This window comes from Bacillus sp. TE8-1, from assembly GCF_008368855.1.
Taxonomy (GTDB): domain Bacteria; phylum Bacillota; class Bacilli; order Bacillales; family Bacillaceae_G; genus Bacillus_A; species Bacillus_A cereus.
Window position 1 is genome coordinate 1 of the sequence record NZ_QPET01000016.1, and the last position, 16,991, is coordinate 16,991.

The following is a 16,991-nucleotide window of genomic DNA, read 5'->3' on the forward strand; positions in this document are numbered from 1 at the left end:
TTATAGCATTTTTGAATGTGCATAACATTTAATTTATGAAGTGCAATTATTCCTATACTAGGTATAACATGGTGGGTTATATTGCTATTATAAGAAACATAGGTATTCTTTTCTATAATGACCCTTTTAATTTCTAACCACTGAACCATATAGTCTTTTAAACTAAGCTTAGTAGGTTCCACAAAAGCCCCTTCATATCTTTTTCGGCTTCTTTTTCCTATCTCTGGATCACGACCAATATTAATAAAGATACGGTACTTATTTCCTCTTTTTCGAATATGTCCTTCCGCTTAAAACACTCCTTCATTTTATTTTGAGCAATGGTGTATAAGTCTTGTTGTAATTTTACTGCTATGAAAATTATATTGTTGTACATATGAGAGATGGATATATTTTATCATATTTAGATTGTTATTAAGGAATAAAAAAAGAGCCATAAGGCCTCTTTTTTGCTGTGTTCATGGAAATAAAATTGAAAACGTTTGATAAATAGCTGCAAAAGTACAACATGTGTTTGCTAAAACACTAGCTAACCATCTTGGAGCATGAGTTTTTAACAGTAAGATATAAACTAATCCAAAAGTAACCAAGCGGAGGTTTGTTGATTCTTATTAGGATTAATTTGTTTTTTTGAGATTGATTGTTGTGGTGTTAAATTTGGGACACTCCCCATTTTAAAGCCTCCATTACTTATGTATAGAATTTAAATTTTTTAAAAGTATTATATATGCTAAATAGATAATTTTAAACCTATCTGGATAAAGAGAGGTTTTATAAAATTCAAATAAAATTCTTATTTGAACAGAAAAAAAGCGTCCGGGAAAGCGCTCTTTGACTAAGACTCAGATTAAGTGAAAATGTAGCAGTAATTTATTTTATATATGTTTCTAGCATATGTGCAAATTTCAAATGATATAGTTATTTTACTATAGAAAAATAAGTGACTTGGTAATTGTGTCAGCCGAGTCACCCAGTACTATCAATCCAGATAATATTCTTTTTTATATGTAGTTATAGCGAGTTCTTAGGGGCTAACTCAAAACCGCAGTTAAAGAACAAAGAAAATTATTTTAGAGAGAACTAGATTTTATTATGTTAACGCTACAACAGCAAGAGTTAAGCCCAACGTATTTAATGTATTAGAATATGGTCCTACATTAACAGTAAGAGTACTTGTTATACCTGAAGGTGTAGTGAAAATAGCGGGTGCTGATACAGAAGTGAATCCTGCAGTATATCCCAGAGAAGTACCAGAGCCAATGATTGGATTATTATTAAGGTACATAGTGATACCTGCCGAATTACCTCCTGGTTGAATGATAACTTGCACTTCATAGATTGCCAAATAGGTTCTTCCACCTTCAAGTAAAACAGTTGTTGGTGGTGTGAATGAGATTGCCGTACCATTAGAATTTACCACGGTATCTAGTGGAATCGCAGAATTTACAGAGACTATTGATGGGGTAGTTTGAACAACATTTAAACTGTTAGCCGTGGGGGATGGACAAGTGCAAGGTTTGTGAATGTTTGAGTTATTATCATTTTGGTAATTCACAAATAATCAAGCTCCTTTGCGTAAGATAATTTTTTATCCTATATAAAACGTAGCTTTTTTGTATCTAAATTATTTTTAATAAGTCTTTAAAGATAAGTCGAATATTGGTGGTCAGTCAACTCTTAAAGGCATTTGATACTCTGTGACTTCAAAGTGTATCTGATAAATATATATGAATGTTTTTTAAGGACATTACTGTAAGTTAGGAAACATAATAAGATAGTTATTTGGGCATAAAAAAGAGCACAATATATGTGCTCTTGGATAAGAAAGGTAGATTTCTATGAGTGAATGCCTCCATACAATAACATATGCTTGTCCAGTTAAAAGGTGAATAGATAAAAGAACCCGTTTGTTATAAACGGATTCTTTCCACAAGGTTTGCAAGAAATTCAAGGTAACTAGACCGGAGCACTTATTGAATTTCTTGTGATAATACTGTATGCAAATGAATTAATAAGGTTAAAGAAATTTTAAAAAAATCCTTATTTAACAACAAATAAAAAAGAGCGCTAATCAGGAACACTCTTTATACCTCATTATAACGAAAGTGACGAACTCATATCATACAGAAAGGTAGTATTAAAGTATGTAAAAGTATGAAATTGGTGAATGGGTTCAAACAAACTCTTTATTTAAATGAAGAAGCTCTAGAGTTAGGGCCCTAAGGCTTCTTGTGTTGGTATATCTCACACGATTTTATAAAAAGAATAGAATGTACTGAAGATAACACATGAATGTTTCATAAATGTATCAAAAAAGTGAACAAAATCGTTATTTTAATTAGTTCAGCCCCTTGAAGGGCGCTCCAAGGGGCTAAGATTCGAGAACTTGTAAACTCTTGTTTAATTACATGAAAACTCCCTAAGGAGAATCTATGATATTTTAACACTCAACTAACTATTTTGACAAATATATATTGATAAAAGAAGCCCCGATTGTCGACGGGGCTTCTAAGGGTAAGTGCCAAGTAATGATGTACTCGACTAATTAACCATATCATGAATTTTTCCGGTAAAAATACTGGTAAATTTGCCTAATTTTATGGTCGTTAATTTGAACAAAAACACTATTTTAATAAGAGTTGGTTCTCACTCAAAAGCAAGGGTTGCATAGGGAGTTCCAAAATGTTCTTTTTAGATGTATTAATGGTTAGGGAAACATAAATCTGGGAATAAAACTTGATATTCTGGGATTAATCGAAGGTCAACAGTTGTACTTGCAAAGAATTTATATTTTGTTTCTAATTCAGCTAGTGTAACTAGGTGATGCGTACCTAAGCCCTTCTGTATGCTATGTTTAGAAAGGGTTGGACCAATTTGTAATTTTCGATTTTTCATAGCTATGTTCCATGGACTGTAAAAGAATTTTAAAACGAAAGCAGGGCACATGTAAACGATAAAGGAATGATTTGACCAATGCCTTCCGGCTATATAGTTACCATGCGAATAATTGTGGATTAGTCTACCTCCGTAGTAAGGGGCAGGTGGAGTAGGGTGGAGTATTCTCCCATGATAACGCTGTTTGACAAGGGGAATTCCGTATCTCGGATTGGAATAACCATGAGTAGGGTCATCTACCATCAGAATAGTCCTAATAGCATACATGTTTTTCCTTAAAGTGATAAGAGATGAGAAAAAGGCTTCCTTATCAAAACAGCAAAGAAATTCAGTGGTATTTAAAACCATTTTCCACCCCTTAATTTCTTTTTCTATTTCCATTATCTCTTTATCAACTAATATAGCATCAAACTCTAATACTTTTGAATCTCGGATTTCCCAATGAGGCGCAAATAATTTACATATTTCTACTGAGCGATCAGTAGATCCTCGATTAATAAGAATACCGTGATCAAATAGTTTTGTATGGTGCATTAGCCACCATGGGAGTAGATACTCTTCATTGTAGAAATGGGAAATTAAAGTTGTCTTAATAAAAACCCCTCCTTATAAACATGGATAAAATAATTCTTGCTCTAGTATAATGCTTATCCTAGTAAATACATATGTTTTGAGTATATTTGAGCAAAATGTTTATTTACAAATAAAAAGAGCACTTTGGGAGGAAGGTGCTTTATAATCAAATCTTTTTTTGAAAAAAGGGTTCATATCATATTGTATGTATGTTTCTTAGATAGGTGTGGTTTTATACAAAAATCTGTATTTCATAACAAGAAAAAAAGAGTACATGTTTATATGTGCTCTGAGATAATCTTTTTAATATCTATTCAAGTGTTTCATTAGCATAAGTTGTATCAAATTTATCAATCAGTTTAAATAATGTCTCTAAAAGAATTGTAGATAAAATCGCAAAGATTAACACGGCATGTGGTGTTAATTGCACTGCTGTGAAATTAAGTTTTACTAGCCAAAAATATCCGACATACATTGGCAGGAAGGTACTAACAATTGAAATTGTAAACCCTAAGAAACCTAATTCTTTTAGCTTTGCTTCAGATAGTTTGAATACGCGTAGTACGAAAGAGAAGATGATCCCAACTATGAAAAATCCAATACATAATGTCAATAATGACATTAAACGTAGGTATTCAATTTCATTAGGCATTAATTGTTTCATTCCAATAATAATAACTGAAGAGACCAAGATAGGTATTAATAGTGGTGATAACACTAGGGAATTTGCCAATAGTCTATTGATTTTGTTTGTTTCATTGTTGTTTTGATTATTCATAAAGCCTCCAAAAATAAATTTCAAATAAATATCCTAGTGGATTTTAATACAAAAGTATTAGTAAATTCAAATTCAAAAAAAGGTGAATTTAAATAAAAAAGCTATTTTAATAGGGAGCAAGTTTAAAAGGCCCTGATTGACACAGGACCTTTTAAAAGGGAATAACATTTGACATGTTAAAAATTATGACTGAAAGTTACTTTCATATTACCATTATTGGGATTTTAATTCCAATAATGGTTGTTGAGAAATAAAAATCTTCTTTTGCACAACAAAGCAGCCAGCTCTAATTAGCTAACTACTTGTTGTACAAAAGAAATTAGGCCCTACAAGTTTGGATATGTAACTTTAAGTTACAGTTATAGTATGCACAAAACTCAACATGTTATGTGGGTGCAACTTAATAATAATTTCATTTTGTAGAAATAAGGAAATTAAAAAAGAGCACCATGCATCAGTGCACTTTCAGATAGGAGGTAACTCTTATGAGCGTAACGAGTAGGTATGAAGTATGTGGCTTGAAAAAGAAATAAGAACAAAATTTTATTATTTGCTCAATACAAAAGAGCAGTTAACAAGCGCTAACTGCTCATCCCTCAGAGAAAGGGAAAGAACATTACAGAGGTCACTGCGAATTCAAGCTGTATGAGCTCATTTATAGTATGGGACATAATTTGAAACTTTATTCGGGTAAACTAAAAAAAGGCAGCTGCAAGAGCTAACTGCCCTAGTGAATAAGAATAACGAAATGGTCATTCGTACTCAACCTTGGTGTAGTTATATTATTAACACTTTTTAGAAATTTATTCAATAAAAGAGCAGTTAGCCCAGCCTAACTGCTCCATACAGAGGTAAAAAATCTAGATGCATAGATATTATATGCCAAATTATTTATTTTATTCGAGACGGATTAAAGAATTTGTCCTTATTAGGGAAATATAGTTAAAGAATTTCTTTAAGAAACAGAAGCAGTAACTAAATAAAAGAGTAGCTAATAAAAACTAGTTGCTAAGCCCTCGGGTATTAAGGGAAATCAGAAACTGTATTTACATTATTAACGGAATAGTGGGTTTTATTCAGGGGGGGCAGAAATAGTATATATACAAACTGTAGACTGAATTAAATAAAAAATAACAGAGTTGCAGCGTAGCAAGATAAAACTGAAATGATAGAAAACATGGTTTTAAGTTTTCGGCGTTCTTTTTCATCTTCCGTGGCAAACAAAATATATTTTCGTATTCCAAATACGAATAGTCAATTGCCAAAGGTTAATCCGAACATGCTAACAAAGAAATGAAGATTAGGGAATGAAGTAGAGGTAGTAGCGGATAAAAGTACAGTTTTAATAGATAAATAAGAAAATGTTGTTAAAAGAGAACAATACATGATAGCGATAATCGATTTTTTCATAATATTTTCTTTTATAAAAAATAGTTAATTTATGTAAAAGAAAATATTATATCATGAAGCACGTTTATTGTATGTAATGGAGACAACTGAACAAAATAATCCTTTTGAAGTTAAATAGGTACCATTCACATTCAATCAGTTTTTTGAATGTAATAAGGTATTAAATTAATGAAAACACCCAAAAATGGAGAGTAAAAGTGTTTCGTAAGAAGGAGTGAGAGGATTGAATAATTTAAAGAAGAAGAAATTAAAAAAAGCAATTTCTCGTCGCACAAAAGCTATACAAAAATATGAGAAAGAAAGATTAGATAAAGCATGGATGAATCTTTTCATACAGTCAATTATCACAAAATAAATACAGTCAGGCTAGAAAACTAAAGGAAACCAATTCATTAAAGCAGCAAGTAAGGCTGTTTTAGGAATAGGTGGTCTTTTTATTTTGAAAAGGGAGATGGAGAAATGAAGGCGTTAAAGGATCAGTTACGTGAATGGAAAAAGAAATCTAAGTAAGGAAAGAAGAAAAAACGAAAAGAGAAATTTAGCACTTGTGAAATTGAGGATTTAATGGGGATGCATAGACCTTGTTATGAACTAAGACGTGGGGCATTAAGACAAAAGTAATTAAAACATAAAAAGGAGTGGTCTTACATGACTAAACAATTATCTTTCTTACCAAAAATTGATAGAACAGCGACACAAGAAGAATTAGAAGGTGTGTTGGAAAGCATACGTATACATAGGAAACTTGGGATGATGCGTAAGGAAATGAAAGTCACTCCTTCTTATGAAATACGTGAGCACGGTCCTACACATGCAGTTGGAAAACCATTAGAAGATGTTGCTATAGCAAATATTCAACAGAGCAAACGAGAAGAGTGGCTTGAAAGAAATGTCGTATTGATCAGTTTCTAAATCGATTAGGGAACGGACGTGCAGGAAGCATTCAAAGAGATATTATTTAGAAACGTTATTTAGAAGAAGAGGACGTATGTGATTATATGGTTTATAACGAAATAGGGATGTCAAAGCATACGGTTTCCTCTTTTCATTGCTACCGATAATGAGACGTTATGTTAACTGGGTTTGAATATTGTATACAGGCTAAAAACAGAGAAAGCTACCTGTCGTGTAGGTTGTTTTTTCTGTTTTTTTGATGATAGTTGTTAACTGATGTCTCACATTTCAAAAAACAACTTTTTTGTTTGCTTGTCCACACCATTTCACCTCTTTATGAATTATATAGTATTAAAGGAGGTGAAAAGAATGAATGAAGATATTATTTCAATTGGGGCAAATTGTATAGTGAGAATTAGAAACAGATTCTTTCTTCTAGTAGAAATTGAAGTGGAAGTTGGAAATGTAGCTATAGAGGAATTTGTTTTTATTCGAATATCTGAGCAAGAAGCTAGAACATTGTTAGCAGGGGGTATTCAACGTTGTACTATTTCTAATTGTATTCCTAGGTCTCATGATGATTTAGAAGTAGAATTCATTTGTGTTTTAATCGTGGGTGGGGAAGCATTTGCGGTTTTTGATGTAGAAGACGATGTTGATGAAGCTGTACTTGTTCCAATTTCATTAAGAGAAGCCGAGCGTTTAATCTGTAGAGGAGCAAGACGATGTACAGTTATCAATAGATAAGAGTAAAGCTTTTGGGAGCTAAAGAGGTTTCATTTTGTGTGGCTTCTTTTAAGAATAATTATGTAAATATGAATATCCTCCAGAGTACTTAACTGGAGGATATTTTTGTAGACTTCTAGATGTATTAACTACCAATAATCGATAATTATGTAAATAAGCTGTCCATATGGGCAGCTTATTTTATTTTTCCGCATAGCGTAGGTTATTTTGCAAAATGCTGGTGGTATCCCTATACAGTTACTCATAATTTTCGTACTGTGTAACATGAGTGATGGACTCTTTTTTTACTGTCTACCTATAGAGGATAATACCATAGGGCCTCTTTTTTACTGTGTTCATGGAAAAAAATTAAAAGCGTTTGATAAATAGCTGCAATAGTACATGTGGTTTCTAAAACACTAGCTAACCATCTTGGAGCATGTGCTTTTAACATTAAGACATAAACTAATCCAAAAGTAACCAAGCAGAGGTTTCTCTCCTTGTAATAGATCAAGCCGACCAGGATTTAATTAAAAATCGTCCTATAGGATTAGGGATTTGCTAAATAGGAAGAGGAAAAATCATTTTACAATTTAATCCTTGCTTTACAACTTGAAATTGGAGAGCTTGCAAATGAAACAAGTTGCTTTAAGCATTGGAGTAATAAAGGTCCTAGTGAAAAAGAAGTCATTTTAATGGAATATGTAGATGGATTCCATTTTATAGCTTCATTAGGGAACCGCATTGGATTCAATCATAATGAATATAACCTGAAATTATTAGAACATAATGCAAACATTTATACCGCAAGTACGTTAGTCAATTAATTTAACAATGTATATGTACCTGTGTCGGAATTTCGTGCAACTCAAGATACTGAGCTTTATGAAGAATAGTTGTACTCGTTCTTAGGTTTAGGTAAGAAATTAGAATAGTAAATTTAGATGTTAAACAAGGTGAAATGGACAAGTGAGGAATTTAGCAATGAAATTTTATAAAAGCGTTATTTTAAAATTAAAGAGTATCTTGGAAGAAAGGCGCTTGATGACCAAGGAGTGTAGTGAAAATGATACTCAATGAAAATAATGAGATGATCAAGAGTATTGTATGTATATTTCTAATGTATGTGAAGTCTTTATATACATTCAAAAAGAGCACGCATATAAGCGTGCTCTTGGACAAGAAAGGTAGATTTCTATGAGTGGATGACTCCATACAATAATATATGCTTGTCCAGTTAAAAGGTGAAATGTTTTAATAAAATAGTTATTTGATAGAATTTTGATAAAAAGCGATGATCATTAACTCACTCCTTAATTCATGACAATCGCTTATGTATTGAAAAGTTATTCAGCTATTTGAAATATAGTTTCATTAGGTCTGGAGAATCCATATAGTTTCCTTGCGAACTTTAAAATACCTTCTTCGCTCTCTGTTAAAGTTTCAACATCGTTTTCAAAATAACGTCCTATTAGTTCTAATTCAGACAATTTTTTCTTTTCTTTATTAATTGTAATTTGTTTTTCTTGAATCATATCTTCTTGTTTGTAAATGCAGATTTGAATGGAAATAACCATAGGTAGCATAAAAGCAAGTGTTAATAACAGACGACGTCTTAGCTTTTTATTCGTTTGTTGATTCTTATTAGGGTTCATTTGTTTTTTTGAGATTGATTGTTGTGGTGTTAAATTTGGGACACTCCCCATTTTAAAGCCTCCATTACTTATGTATAGAATTTAAATTATTTAAAAGTATTATATATGCTAAATAGATAATTTTGAATCTATTTGGATAAAGGGGGGATTAAATATAAATAAAAACGTTATTTGAATAGAGAAGTCCTAGATTTAGGGGGCTAGGGCTTCAAATCTGAGCATATCCCACACGGCATTATAAAGAGAAAAGAACGTACTGAAGATAACATATGAATGTTTCATAAATGTAACAAAAAAGCGAACAAATTCTTTATTTCAAAACTAAAGAGCGCTTTTTAAAGCGCCCTATGACTAAGATGTATATTGAAAAAAAGGTTCACATCCTATTTTATGTATGTTTTTTTATGATGGTGCAATTTTGAAACAAAATCGTTATTTGAATTATCAATGCGAGTTTTACATTATTAAAGGAGGGAGAAGGGGGGATAGAAGTATAATTCTACTTTTCCCTAAGAATAAATAGATTTGATTAAGGTTGAGTTATATTCGTTGTGACGCAACTTGCTTCGGAATTATTGTTAAATACAAGTGTACCTTCACCAGTAAATGGCACTCTAATAACTAGATTCTTACTATCATAATCAAATTCTGTTGATAGTGAACATGATCCGCACTCAACGGAGGAGGATACAAGGTTACCGTTAGAAATATTATAAATAAGAGTTAAACAAAGTGGCTGAGTTAACCCTGTGATAATGCAAGACATTCTATTTACACCTCCTATCTTCTTACTTATTAATAGCGTATGCAAATAGTACAAGCTTTGGCACAGTAGAAGCGGATAGGGAATGATGTAAAGATAGAAACTTTTAATAAAAGCGCTATTTTAATCAAAAGGGAGAATGAACATTGATCGTAAAGGAGTACGTCGTTTATAAAAGTTAGAGAAATGGTGTGATTAAGTATGGACATTGAATACGGAATGTTTATATTAAAAAAGAGCAGACTTTAACCTACACATAAAAGTGCTGAAGTTGTTCTAAAGGAAGGAATATCTGAAATATAAATATAATTGAGAGGAGTGAAATAATAATGGAAACTAGTTCTTTTTTAGGGCTGTTCTGGGGATGGATGACGGTTATCGTATCGGGAATACTTTTCGTCCGTCCATCGGTGCTACGTGACTTGAAAAAATTAGTGGTTGAAGACAGAGGGTTTGGTATTATATATGGTTTTCTATCGATTTTCCTAGGATTAGGTACTGTAATTCTACATAATGTATGGGGATTCAACTGGCAGGGATTCCTAACGGTTATTGCATGGCTTGCATTATTAAAGGGAATTTACATAATTGCATATCCTGAACTCTCCAAGAAAACAGACTTTGAAGTAAGGATACTATCTACACGTATAGTACTCGCTATTATTGGTGCTTTGGCTTTATGGATGCTTATAGTAATCTACATAAAATAATCTTTTTTTTATAAATAAAAGAGCCTGATGTGAGAGAATAGGCCTTTTCAAAAATTGCAATAGAAGGAAAAAGAAATATGTATATTGTCATTACCCTGTACCATCCATTTTGTTTAAAATATAGGGAGTTAAACTCACACATTAGTACACAATTGGAAATATAATCAGTATGTAAAGAAAGAATGTGTGAATTATTTAAACAAAAAAGTGCTAACAAGTTTGCAAACGAACTTGCTAACACTTATACAAAATAGACATAAATTATCGCTGATATGTCTTCCTCAATAATAGCCATAATCAATTAGAACACACTAGTACGAAACGCTCATAAAACTATTTTTAATATACATGACAATAGTATAAACTCTATATTTCTTTTAATAATTTAGGGTTATACCCTTTCCGCATTAGCCGCTTTTAACCACGCTTCATAGAATTCTATAACTGATGCATACCGTTCTGCTCGATTGGCATTTATAGCGCGATACGCTACCTCATATAATTCCTTACTTGCTTCCCATTTTATAAAAGAACGATCTTTTTCACCGCCTAAAAGTGAGAAAGCCATTGCTCCCATATTAAATACATTTGTTCTTTCATCAATTGTTGCGTTTAGTTCAAATTCCTCTGGTGACATAAAACGGGAGGAACCCCATAGCCGGCCCATTCTATTTATGTAAGGTTTCTTACTGTATAAATCTATATCACAAATTTTTGTTTCGTTTGTATTAAAATTATATAAAATACTACCGTCATAAAAATCTATTGCTACATAGTTTTTCTTTTCTACATAACTATGGAAAGAAAAAATGGAATGTAAGGAATGAATTCGTTCTATAGCAGATAAATGCCTAAATTTATAAAATGGTGAGTTTGGATTTTTATATTTTTCAGGAGGTGGGAAACTCCAATGCGAATGAAGACATTCACCATCAAACCAATCGAAAATTAATACATATCCAGATTGGACTGGAAAATGATTAATTAGTCTTATGAGCGATTCATGCTTTAAATCTTCATAGATAGTAACTGAATTTTTTAGCCTTTTAATAGCATCACCCGTTGTTCCTTCATATGTAATTGTTTGTGCTCCTGCGTATTTGATAAATTTCTTATGCCCATCTTTTTCTACACCAAAACTTATATTCCCTGAATCTTGTTGGTCAAAAACTGCAAATACGGTCCCTAATTTAATAAGCCAATCAAAATTATGATATTCTTTTAATTGGAATGTTACGTTATTTAACTGAATTTCGACGGAATTATCTTTCATAGATTACCTCACATTTAATATAATTAAGTTGTACATTCCACTATTCGACATATTTTATGGAAATCCTATGCTAACAACATAAAATTTTATAAATATAATGATAAACACTTATAGAGAGGTGAGTATAATGGATCAACAAATTGTTATTAAACCGTATCAAAAAGACTGGGTTGAAGAGTATATAAAAGAAGAAGAGAAATTCTGTTCCTTGTTAGGACAAGAAATAATCGCTGTTGAACATATAGGGAGCACAGCAGTAGAAGGATTAGGAGCTAAACCTCTTATTGATATGATGATTGGCGTAACAGACTTACAAATTACTGAAAACTGGATTGAAGTTCTATCGGAAATTGGATATGAGTTTGTCCCAAAAGAAGCAACGAATTGGCGTTTTTTTAGAAAGGGAAAATGGAGAGCAGGTACTCATCATTTGCATGTTTATATTTATAATAGTGACGAGTGGAGAAACAATATTTTATTTCGCGACTTTCTAATATGCCATAAATGGGCACGTAAAGAATATAGAGAATTAAAAGAGAGGCTTGCTATTACATATGCTTTTGATCGTGTTTCATATACAAAGGCAAAAGCGCCGTTTATTCGAAAAATATTAGAATTGGCTAGAACTCAATGAATTTATAGATTCTGATCTAACTAGTTTTGAAACCTCTTCCTATACTTTTTATAGGGAGGGGATTTTTTTCATAACAAAATATATAATTTCTAATTATTGGAGGCAAACTATTTTATTTATTTTGATATTTCTAGTACATTGGAAATATTAAGGGGGAATTAAGCAATGAAAGCTATTGTACATCAATATGAAAAAGGATTAGAGGGGTTAGAATATAAATTTTCACCTGAGATAAGTCCTAATGCAGGTGAAGTAAAAATAAAGTTAAAAGCTGCAGGGTTAAATCATAGGGATTTATTTATTATAAATAATAGAAAAGAAATGGGTCTACCATTAGTAATAGGGTCAGATGGATCAGGAATTGTTACAGAAATAGGAGAAGGAGTTTCAAATATTACACTACATACAGAAGTTATTATTAATCCTAGTATTGGATGGGAACATGCTACTGAAGTACCGGAGTTACCGGAAGTGCTAGGTGGACCGAAAGATGGAACGTTTGCTGAATATGTAATTGTACCAGCTGAAAATGTAGTAGAAAAGCCGTCATATCTTACTTGGGAAGAATCAGGTGTTTTATCTTTATCCGCATTAACTGCATATAGGGCGCTTTTTACAAAAGGGAGATTGAAGTGCGGCGAACACGTTTTAATTCCGGGAATAGGCGGTGGTGTTGCTACATTTGCCATGTTATTCGCGAAAGCAATTGGCGCAAAAGTGAGTGTTACTTCAAGGGTAGAGAATAAAAGGGAACTTGCTGCAAAATATGGTGCAGATATTTCTTTTCATAGTGCCGGAAATTGGGAAGAGAGCTTACAAGGTGAAAAAGTAGATTTAATAATAGATAGTATAGGTCCAGCAACTTTTTTGAAATATTTTGATGTATTAAAACCAAACGGAAGAATCGTGAATTTTGGTGCAAGCTCAGGAGATAAAATTGAATTACCATTACGCGCGCTATTTTACAATCAAATTGATATTATGGGAACATCCATGGGTAGCCGTGAGGAATTTAATGAGATGATAAAGTTTATAGAAAAACATCAAATTAAACCAATTATTGATAAAGTTTACTCGTTAGAAGAGGCAATTCGAGCACTTAGCCGTATGGAACATGGAGAACAATTTGGAAATATTGTACTTCAAATGAATTAAAAAATATGATTTTGCAATTAGTATATTTAAATGAACATGTTATGTATTCCAAACATGAAAAAAATACGAATCGCCTTATTATAAAGGTTTACGAACTTTATATATAAATAGCGTATAAAATTTGCTTTATAATTGTCACATGAGTAATAGTAAAATGAGAATTAGATGAGAAAAGTTTAAGCCCATTTTCATAATGGTATTGTATACTGTGTAAATCAAGAACACTTGTAAGTAGGGAGAGAGTATTATGAATTACACAGTATTTCAGTGGTTTAATAATTTTGCTGATTCATCCAAACTATTAGATACGATAATGGTTGCAATTACAAATAGTGCTGCATACGTAGCCATTTTATTTATGCTTATCTTATGGTTTAATAATGGAAAGAAAGAGAATGCAATTAGAAAACAATATACAGTTTTATATACGACGCTTTCGGTTATTATTGCATTAGTAGTAAATGTTCTTATACATGCGGTATATTACCATCCGCGTCCGTTCGTATCACATGATGTACATCAATTAGTACCACATGCAGCAGATTCATCATTTGTTAGTGATCATTCTGTACTTGTATTTTCAATCGCCTTCGTATTTATTCTTAGAGGAGAAAAACTGAAATATATCGCGCTATTATGGGCAGTGTTAGTCGGTATATCACGTATGTATGTAGGTGTTCATTATCCTTTAGATATACTTGGTGCAGCATTCTTAACACTTATTACGAGTGCTTTAGTAATGCAAAGTACACGTATGTTTGAACCAATAGCGAAATTCGTATTCAAAATGTATGCATTAGTAGCGAGACGAATTCCTTTCTTAGCAAAATATAACCATATTGCATAATTTTCTTATAAAAAGTTCCCCTTTGGAAATCCAGAGGGGAACTTTTTATAGTAAATAAGAAAAGAGTTTAGAGTGCTATGCAATCAAGTTTTGGTGAAGTTAATATTCAGAAATTTCACGCACCGTATTTTAATGAAATAAAACAAAAACAAAAAATAACAATAGTTAGTTTCGTATTGTTTTAAAGGAATTAAAAAGAAAACTTCGAAACATATAGTATCGTAAACAAAAACTACAAATTATAAAACGCATCTTCGTACGAATCCATTCCAAAAGAGAGGAGATAAGTATGCAAAAACTTCAAACGAATAAAGGCGCTCGATATATGATGATTGCTTTTATTGTTTTGTTTCTTATTATGATTTTGCGTATAGTCTATATTCAGGCAGTAGGAGTCGTGCATAATGTAAATGTAAAGGACCTCGCGGATGAACAACATAATAAAAAAGGTGTTTTAGAAGCGAATCGTGGCACTATCTATGACCAAACGGGAAAGGTGTTAGTACAAGATTCTACAACATATCGAGTTGTTGTGAATTTAAAAGGAAAAGATAAAGTGAAAAATAAAGATGAAACCGCACAACAATTAGCCGATGTGCTTGAAATTGATAAAGAAGAAGTATTAAAAAACTTTCATGAAGGGCGTACGCAAGTTGAAATTGGGAAAATTGGTCGGAACTTATCTAGGGAAACGAAGGAAAAAATTAACGATTTAAAAATACCAGGTGTATCTTTTATGTCGGAAAAAGCAAGAGTGTATCCGAATGAAGATTTTGCATCCTATATACTGGGTTTTGCTAGACCAGATGATAAAGGGAATACGGAAGGAAAGTTTGGGCTTGAAAAGAGTTTGGATAAATATTTGCGCTCGACAAACGGGAATATAGAATATGTGGGTACACGAAGGGGGATTCCGCTTACAAATGATATAGGTAAAGTAGAACCTGCTAAAAATGGGAATAACGTGTATTTAACGCTTGATAAACAAATTAATAGCTTTTTAGAAGAAGCGATGAACAAAGCACAAGAGCATTATGATCCTTCTATGTTAATTGGCATTATTGCTGATCCAAAAACAGGAAAGGTTTTAGCGATGTCTAGTAAACCTAGTTACAATCCTAATGTAGGTGATATCGAATACTTTTTAAATGATCCGATTGCAAATGCATATGAACCAGGTTCAACAATGAAAGTTTTTACGTTAGCGGCTGCCATTAATGAAGGTGTATATAACGGCAAAGAATATTTTCAATCTGGAAAATATTCCGTTGGTTCATCTGATATAAAAGATCATAATGGTGGATTTGGATGGGGATCAATTACATTTGATGAAGGTTTTGAAAGGTCATCAAACGTAGCTTTTTCTATTTTAGAAGATCAGTTACTGAAACCAAATAAATTTAAGCAATATATGAATAAATTTGGATTCAATCAAAAAACAGGAATAGATTTACCTGGAGAAAGTAAAAATACTTTATTATTAAATACGCAAATTCAACAGGTTACAACTTCTTTTGGTCAAGGTTCTACAGTAACTCCGATTCAATTAATCCAAGCGGCTACTGCTATAGCAAATGACGGGAAAATGATGCAACCATATATCGTTGATAAAGTTGTAAATCCAACAAACAAAGAAGTTATTATGGAAAATCAACCGAAAGAAATTGGGAATCCGATAAAAAAAGTAACAGCGGACAAGGTTAGAAGCTTAATGGAGCGTGTTATAACATCTTCAAAAGGAACTGGTACAATGTATAAAGTGGATGGTTATCCAATTGGAGGTAAGACAGGAACAGCACAAATCCCGAATCCTGAAAACGGCCGATATATGGAAGGGAAAGAGAATTACATTTTCTCCTTTTTAGGAATGGCTCCAATTGATGATCCGGAGTTAATCGTATACTTAGCTATTAAGCAGCCAAAGTTAAAAGGAGATGAGTATGGAGCTCAGCCTCTTGCTGAAATATTTAAACCTGTTATAAAAAACAGCCTTGAATATTTAAAGGTGAAACCGTATACCGAAAAACAAATAGCTGATGCAGCGAAACAATCTCAATTAAAAGTACAAAATTATGTAAATCAATCGATGGGTACAGCAGAGAAAAGTGTAGAAAAAGAGAAGCTACAGCCGGTAATTTTAGGAGAAGGAAAAATAATAAAACAATATCCACAGTCTGGCGAGGTAATGAGTGAAGGTGATCGTATATTTTTATTAGGGAATAACGCACAAATGCCAAATGTAAAAGGTTGGTCCATGCGTGATGTTATGTATTTCTCTAAGCTTTTGAAATTAGATTTGAAAACTTCTGGTACGGGTTATGTAACGAGCCAAAGTATTGAAAAAGGACAAGATTTACATGAAGGAGATACACTAGAACTAGAATTAGAACCGCCGTTACAACCGTTAACAGAGGCGAATACGAATTAATCCAGGCATTTGGAAAGAGCTATATGCAAATAGCTCTTTCTTTAGAGTTGCGAGTAATTTCACGCACCGTAATTTTTAGAAAAAATAATAAATAAAAGAACTAACAGTGACACGTTATTAAATATCTGATTATTGTTTATTTACAGTTAAATTTATATGTGATAATATGGAAAAAATAAATGCAGTGAAGAGAAGAGTAAATAAAATGAATTTTTCACAGAGAGCTCCATGTAGCTGAAAAGGAGTAAAA

Annotated in this window: 14 protein-coding genes, 4 pseudogenes and 1 other annotated feature (1 of these 19 running past the window's edge); of the genes and pseudogenes, 10 read left to right on the plus strand and 8 right to left on the minus strand. The window is 32.2% G+C overall.

From position 1 onward, the window contains the following. The 5 genes and pseudogenes from DN404_RS16805 to DN404_RS16820 all read right to left on the minus strand — a co-directional run. On the minus strand, positions 1–251 hold a 251-nt coding region (locus tag DN404_RS16805), incomplete at its 3' end, for a tyrosine-type recombinase/integrase (protein WP_472926809.1). Positions 252–592: 341 nt separating this feature from the next. Further along, positions 593–673, minus strand: a pseudogene (locus DN404_RS31330) (septum formation initiator family protein); the annotation flags it as partial. 417 nt (positions 674–1,090) lie between these two features. Then, positions 1,091–1,555 (minus strand): hypothetical protein, encoded by a 465-nt coding sequence (locus DN404_RS16810; RefSeq protein WP_043924670.1) that lies wholly within the window; start codon positions 1,553–1,555, stop codon positions 1,091–1,093. Between the two features lie 1,145 nt (positions 1,556–2,700). Continuing rightward, a complete protein-coding gene (locus DN404_RS16815) occupies positions 2,701–3,429 on the minus strand; it encodes a glycosyltransferase family 2 protein (protein WP_242285304.1) in 729 nt (242 codons plus the stop codon). A gap of 349 nt (positions 3,430–3,778) precedes the next feature. Continuing rightward, on the minus strand, positions 3,779–4,246 hold the full coding sequence (locus DN404_RS16820) for an epimerase (RefSeq protein WP_113304841.1): 468 nt from the start codon (positions 4,244–4,246) through the stop codon (positions 3,779–3,781). 1,633 nt (positions 4,247–5,879) lie between these two features. On the opposite strand from DN404_RS16820, the gene DN404_RS16830 reads away from it, so the two are divergent. From DN404_RS16830 to DN404_RS16850, 5 genes and pseudogenes are all read left to right on the plus strand, one after another. After that, positions 5,880–6,011, plus strand: a complete 132-nt coding sequence (locus DN404_RS16830) for a DUF3983 domain-containing protein (RefSeq protein ID WP_113304801.1) — start codon at positions 5,880–5,882, stop codon at positions 6,009–6,011. A gap of 293 nt (positions 6,012–6,304) precedes the next feature. Continuing rightward, positions 6,305–6,690, plus strand: a pseudogene (locus DN404_RS16835) (ArpU family phage packaging/lysis transcriptional regulator); the annotation flags it as partial. 229 nt (positions 6,691–6,919) lie between these two features. Further along, positions 6,920–7,297: a hypothetical protein gene (locus tag DN404_RS16840; RefSeq protein ID WP_001001284.1), complete on the plus strand. Its 378-nt coding sequence runs from the start codon at positions 6,920–6,922 to the stop codon at positions 7,295–7,297. Between the two features lie 451 nt (positions 7,298–7,748). Continuing rightward, positions 7,749–7,841, plus strand: a pseudogene (locus DN404_RS30990) (helix-turn-helix domain containing protein); the annotation flags it as partial. Positions 7,842–7,845: 4 nt separating this feature from the next. Then, positions 7,846–8,169, plus strand: a pseudogene (locus DN404_RS16850) (dUTP diphosphatase); the annotation flags it as partial. A gap of 453 nt (positions 8,170–8,622) precedes the next feature. Here the strand turns inward: DN404_RS16850 and DN404_RS16855 are convergent. Both DN404_RS16855 and DN404_RS16860 read right to left on the minus strand, forming a co-directional pair. Further along, entirely contained in the window at positions 8,623–8,982 is a 360-nt protein-coding gene (locus DN404_RS16855; RefSeq protein ID WP_088344389.1) for an FtsB family cell division protein, read from the minus strand. A 478-nt stretch (positions 8,983–9,460) separates the two neighbouring features. Next, positions 9,461–9,697, minus strand: coding sequence for a hypothetical protein (locus tag DN404_RS16860; RefSeq protein WP_088344387.1), 237 nt, complete (start codon positions 9,695–9,697; stop codon positions 9,461–9,463). A gap of 326 nt (positions 9,698–10,023) precedes the next feature. Between DN404_RS16860 and DN404_RS16865 the strand changes: the two genes are divergently transcribed. Further along, complete coding sequence (locus tag DN404_RS16865; RefSeq protein WP_088344385.1) at positions 10,024–10,404, plus strand: hypothetical protein; 381 nt, start codon at positions 10,024–10,026, stop codon at positions 10,402–10,404. A 391-nt stretch (positions 10,405–10,795) separates the two neighbouring features. Here DN404_RS16865 and DN404_RS16870 read toward each other — a convergent pair whose 3' ends face one another. Continuing rightward, the gene (locus DN404_RS16870) at positions 10,796–11,677 is read right to left on the minus strand and encodes a protein kinase domain-containing protein (RefSeq protein ID WP_149215261.1); all 882 of its coding nucleotides are present in this window, start codon (positions 11,675–11,677) and stop codon (positions 10,796–10,798) included. A gap of 127 nt (positions 11,678–11,804) precedes the next feature. Between DN404_RS16870 and DN404_RS16875 the strand changes: the two genes are divergently transcribed. From DN404_RS16875 to DN404_RS16890, 4 genes are all read left to right on the plus strand, one after another. Beyond that, on the plus strand, positions 11,805–12,311 hold the full coding sequence (locus DN404_RS16875) for a GrpB family protein (protein ID WP_149215262.1): 507 nt from the start codon (positions 11,805–11,807) through the stop codon (positions 12,309–12,311). Between the two features lie 165 nt (positions 12,312–12,476). Continuing rightward, positions 12,477–13,466 (plus strand): zinc-binding dehydrogenase, encoded by a 990-nt coding sequence (locus DN404_RS16880; RefSeq protein WP_149215263.1) that lies wholly within the window; start codon positions 12,477–12,479, stop codon positions 13,464–13,466. Positions 13,467–13,713: 247 nt separating this feature from the next. After that, positions 13,714–14,313 (plus strand): undecaprenyl-diphosphatase, encoded by a 600-nt coding sequence (locus tag DN404_RS16885; RefSeq protein ID WP_001110119.1) that lies wholly within the window; start codon positions 13,714–13,716, stop codon positions 14,311–14,313. Between the two features lie 289 nt (positions 14,314–14,602). Continuing rightward, on the plus strand, positions 14,603–16,741 hold the full coding sequence (locus DN404_RS16890; protein WP_149215264.1) for a penicillin-binding protein: 2,139 nt from the start codon (positions 14,603–14,605) through the stop codon (positions 16,739–16,741). Positions 16,742–16,916: 175 nt separating this feature from the next. Next, positions 16,917–16,991: a binding site (T-box leader), on the plus strand (it continues 184 nt past the right edge of the window).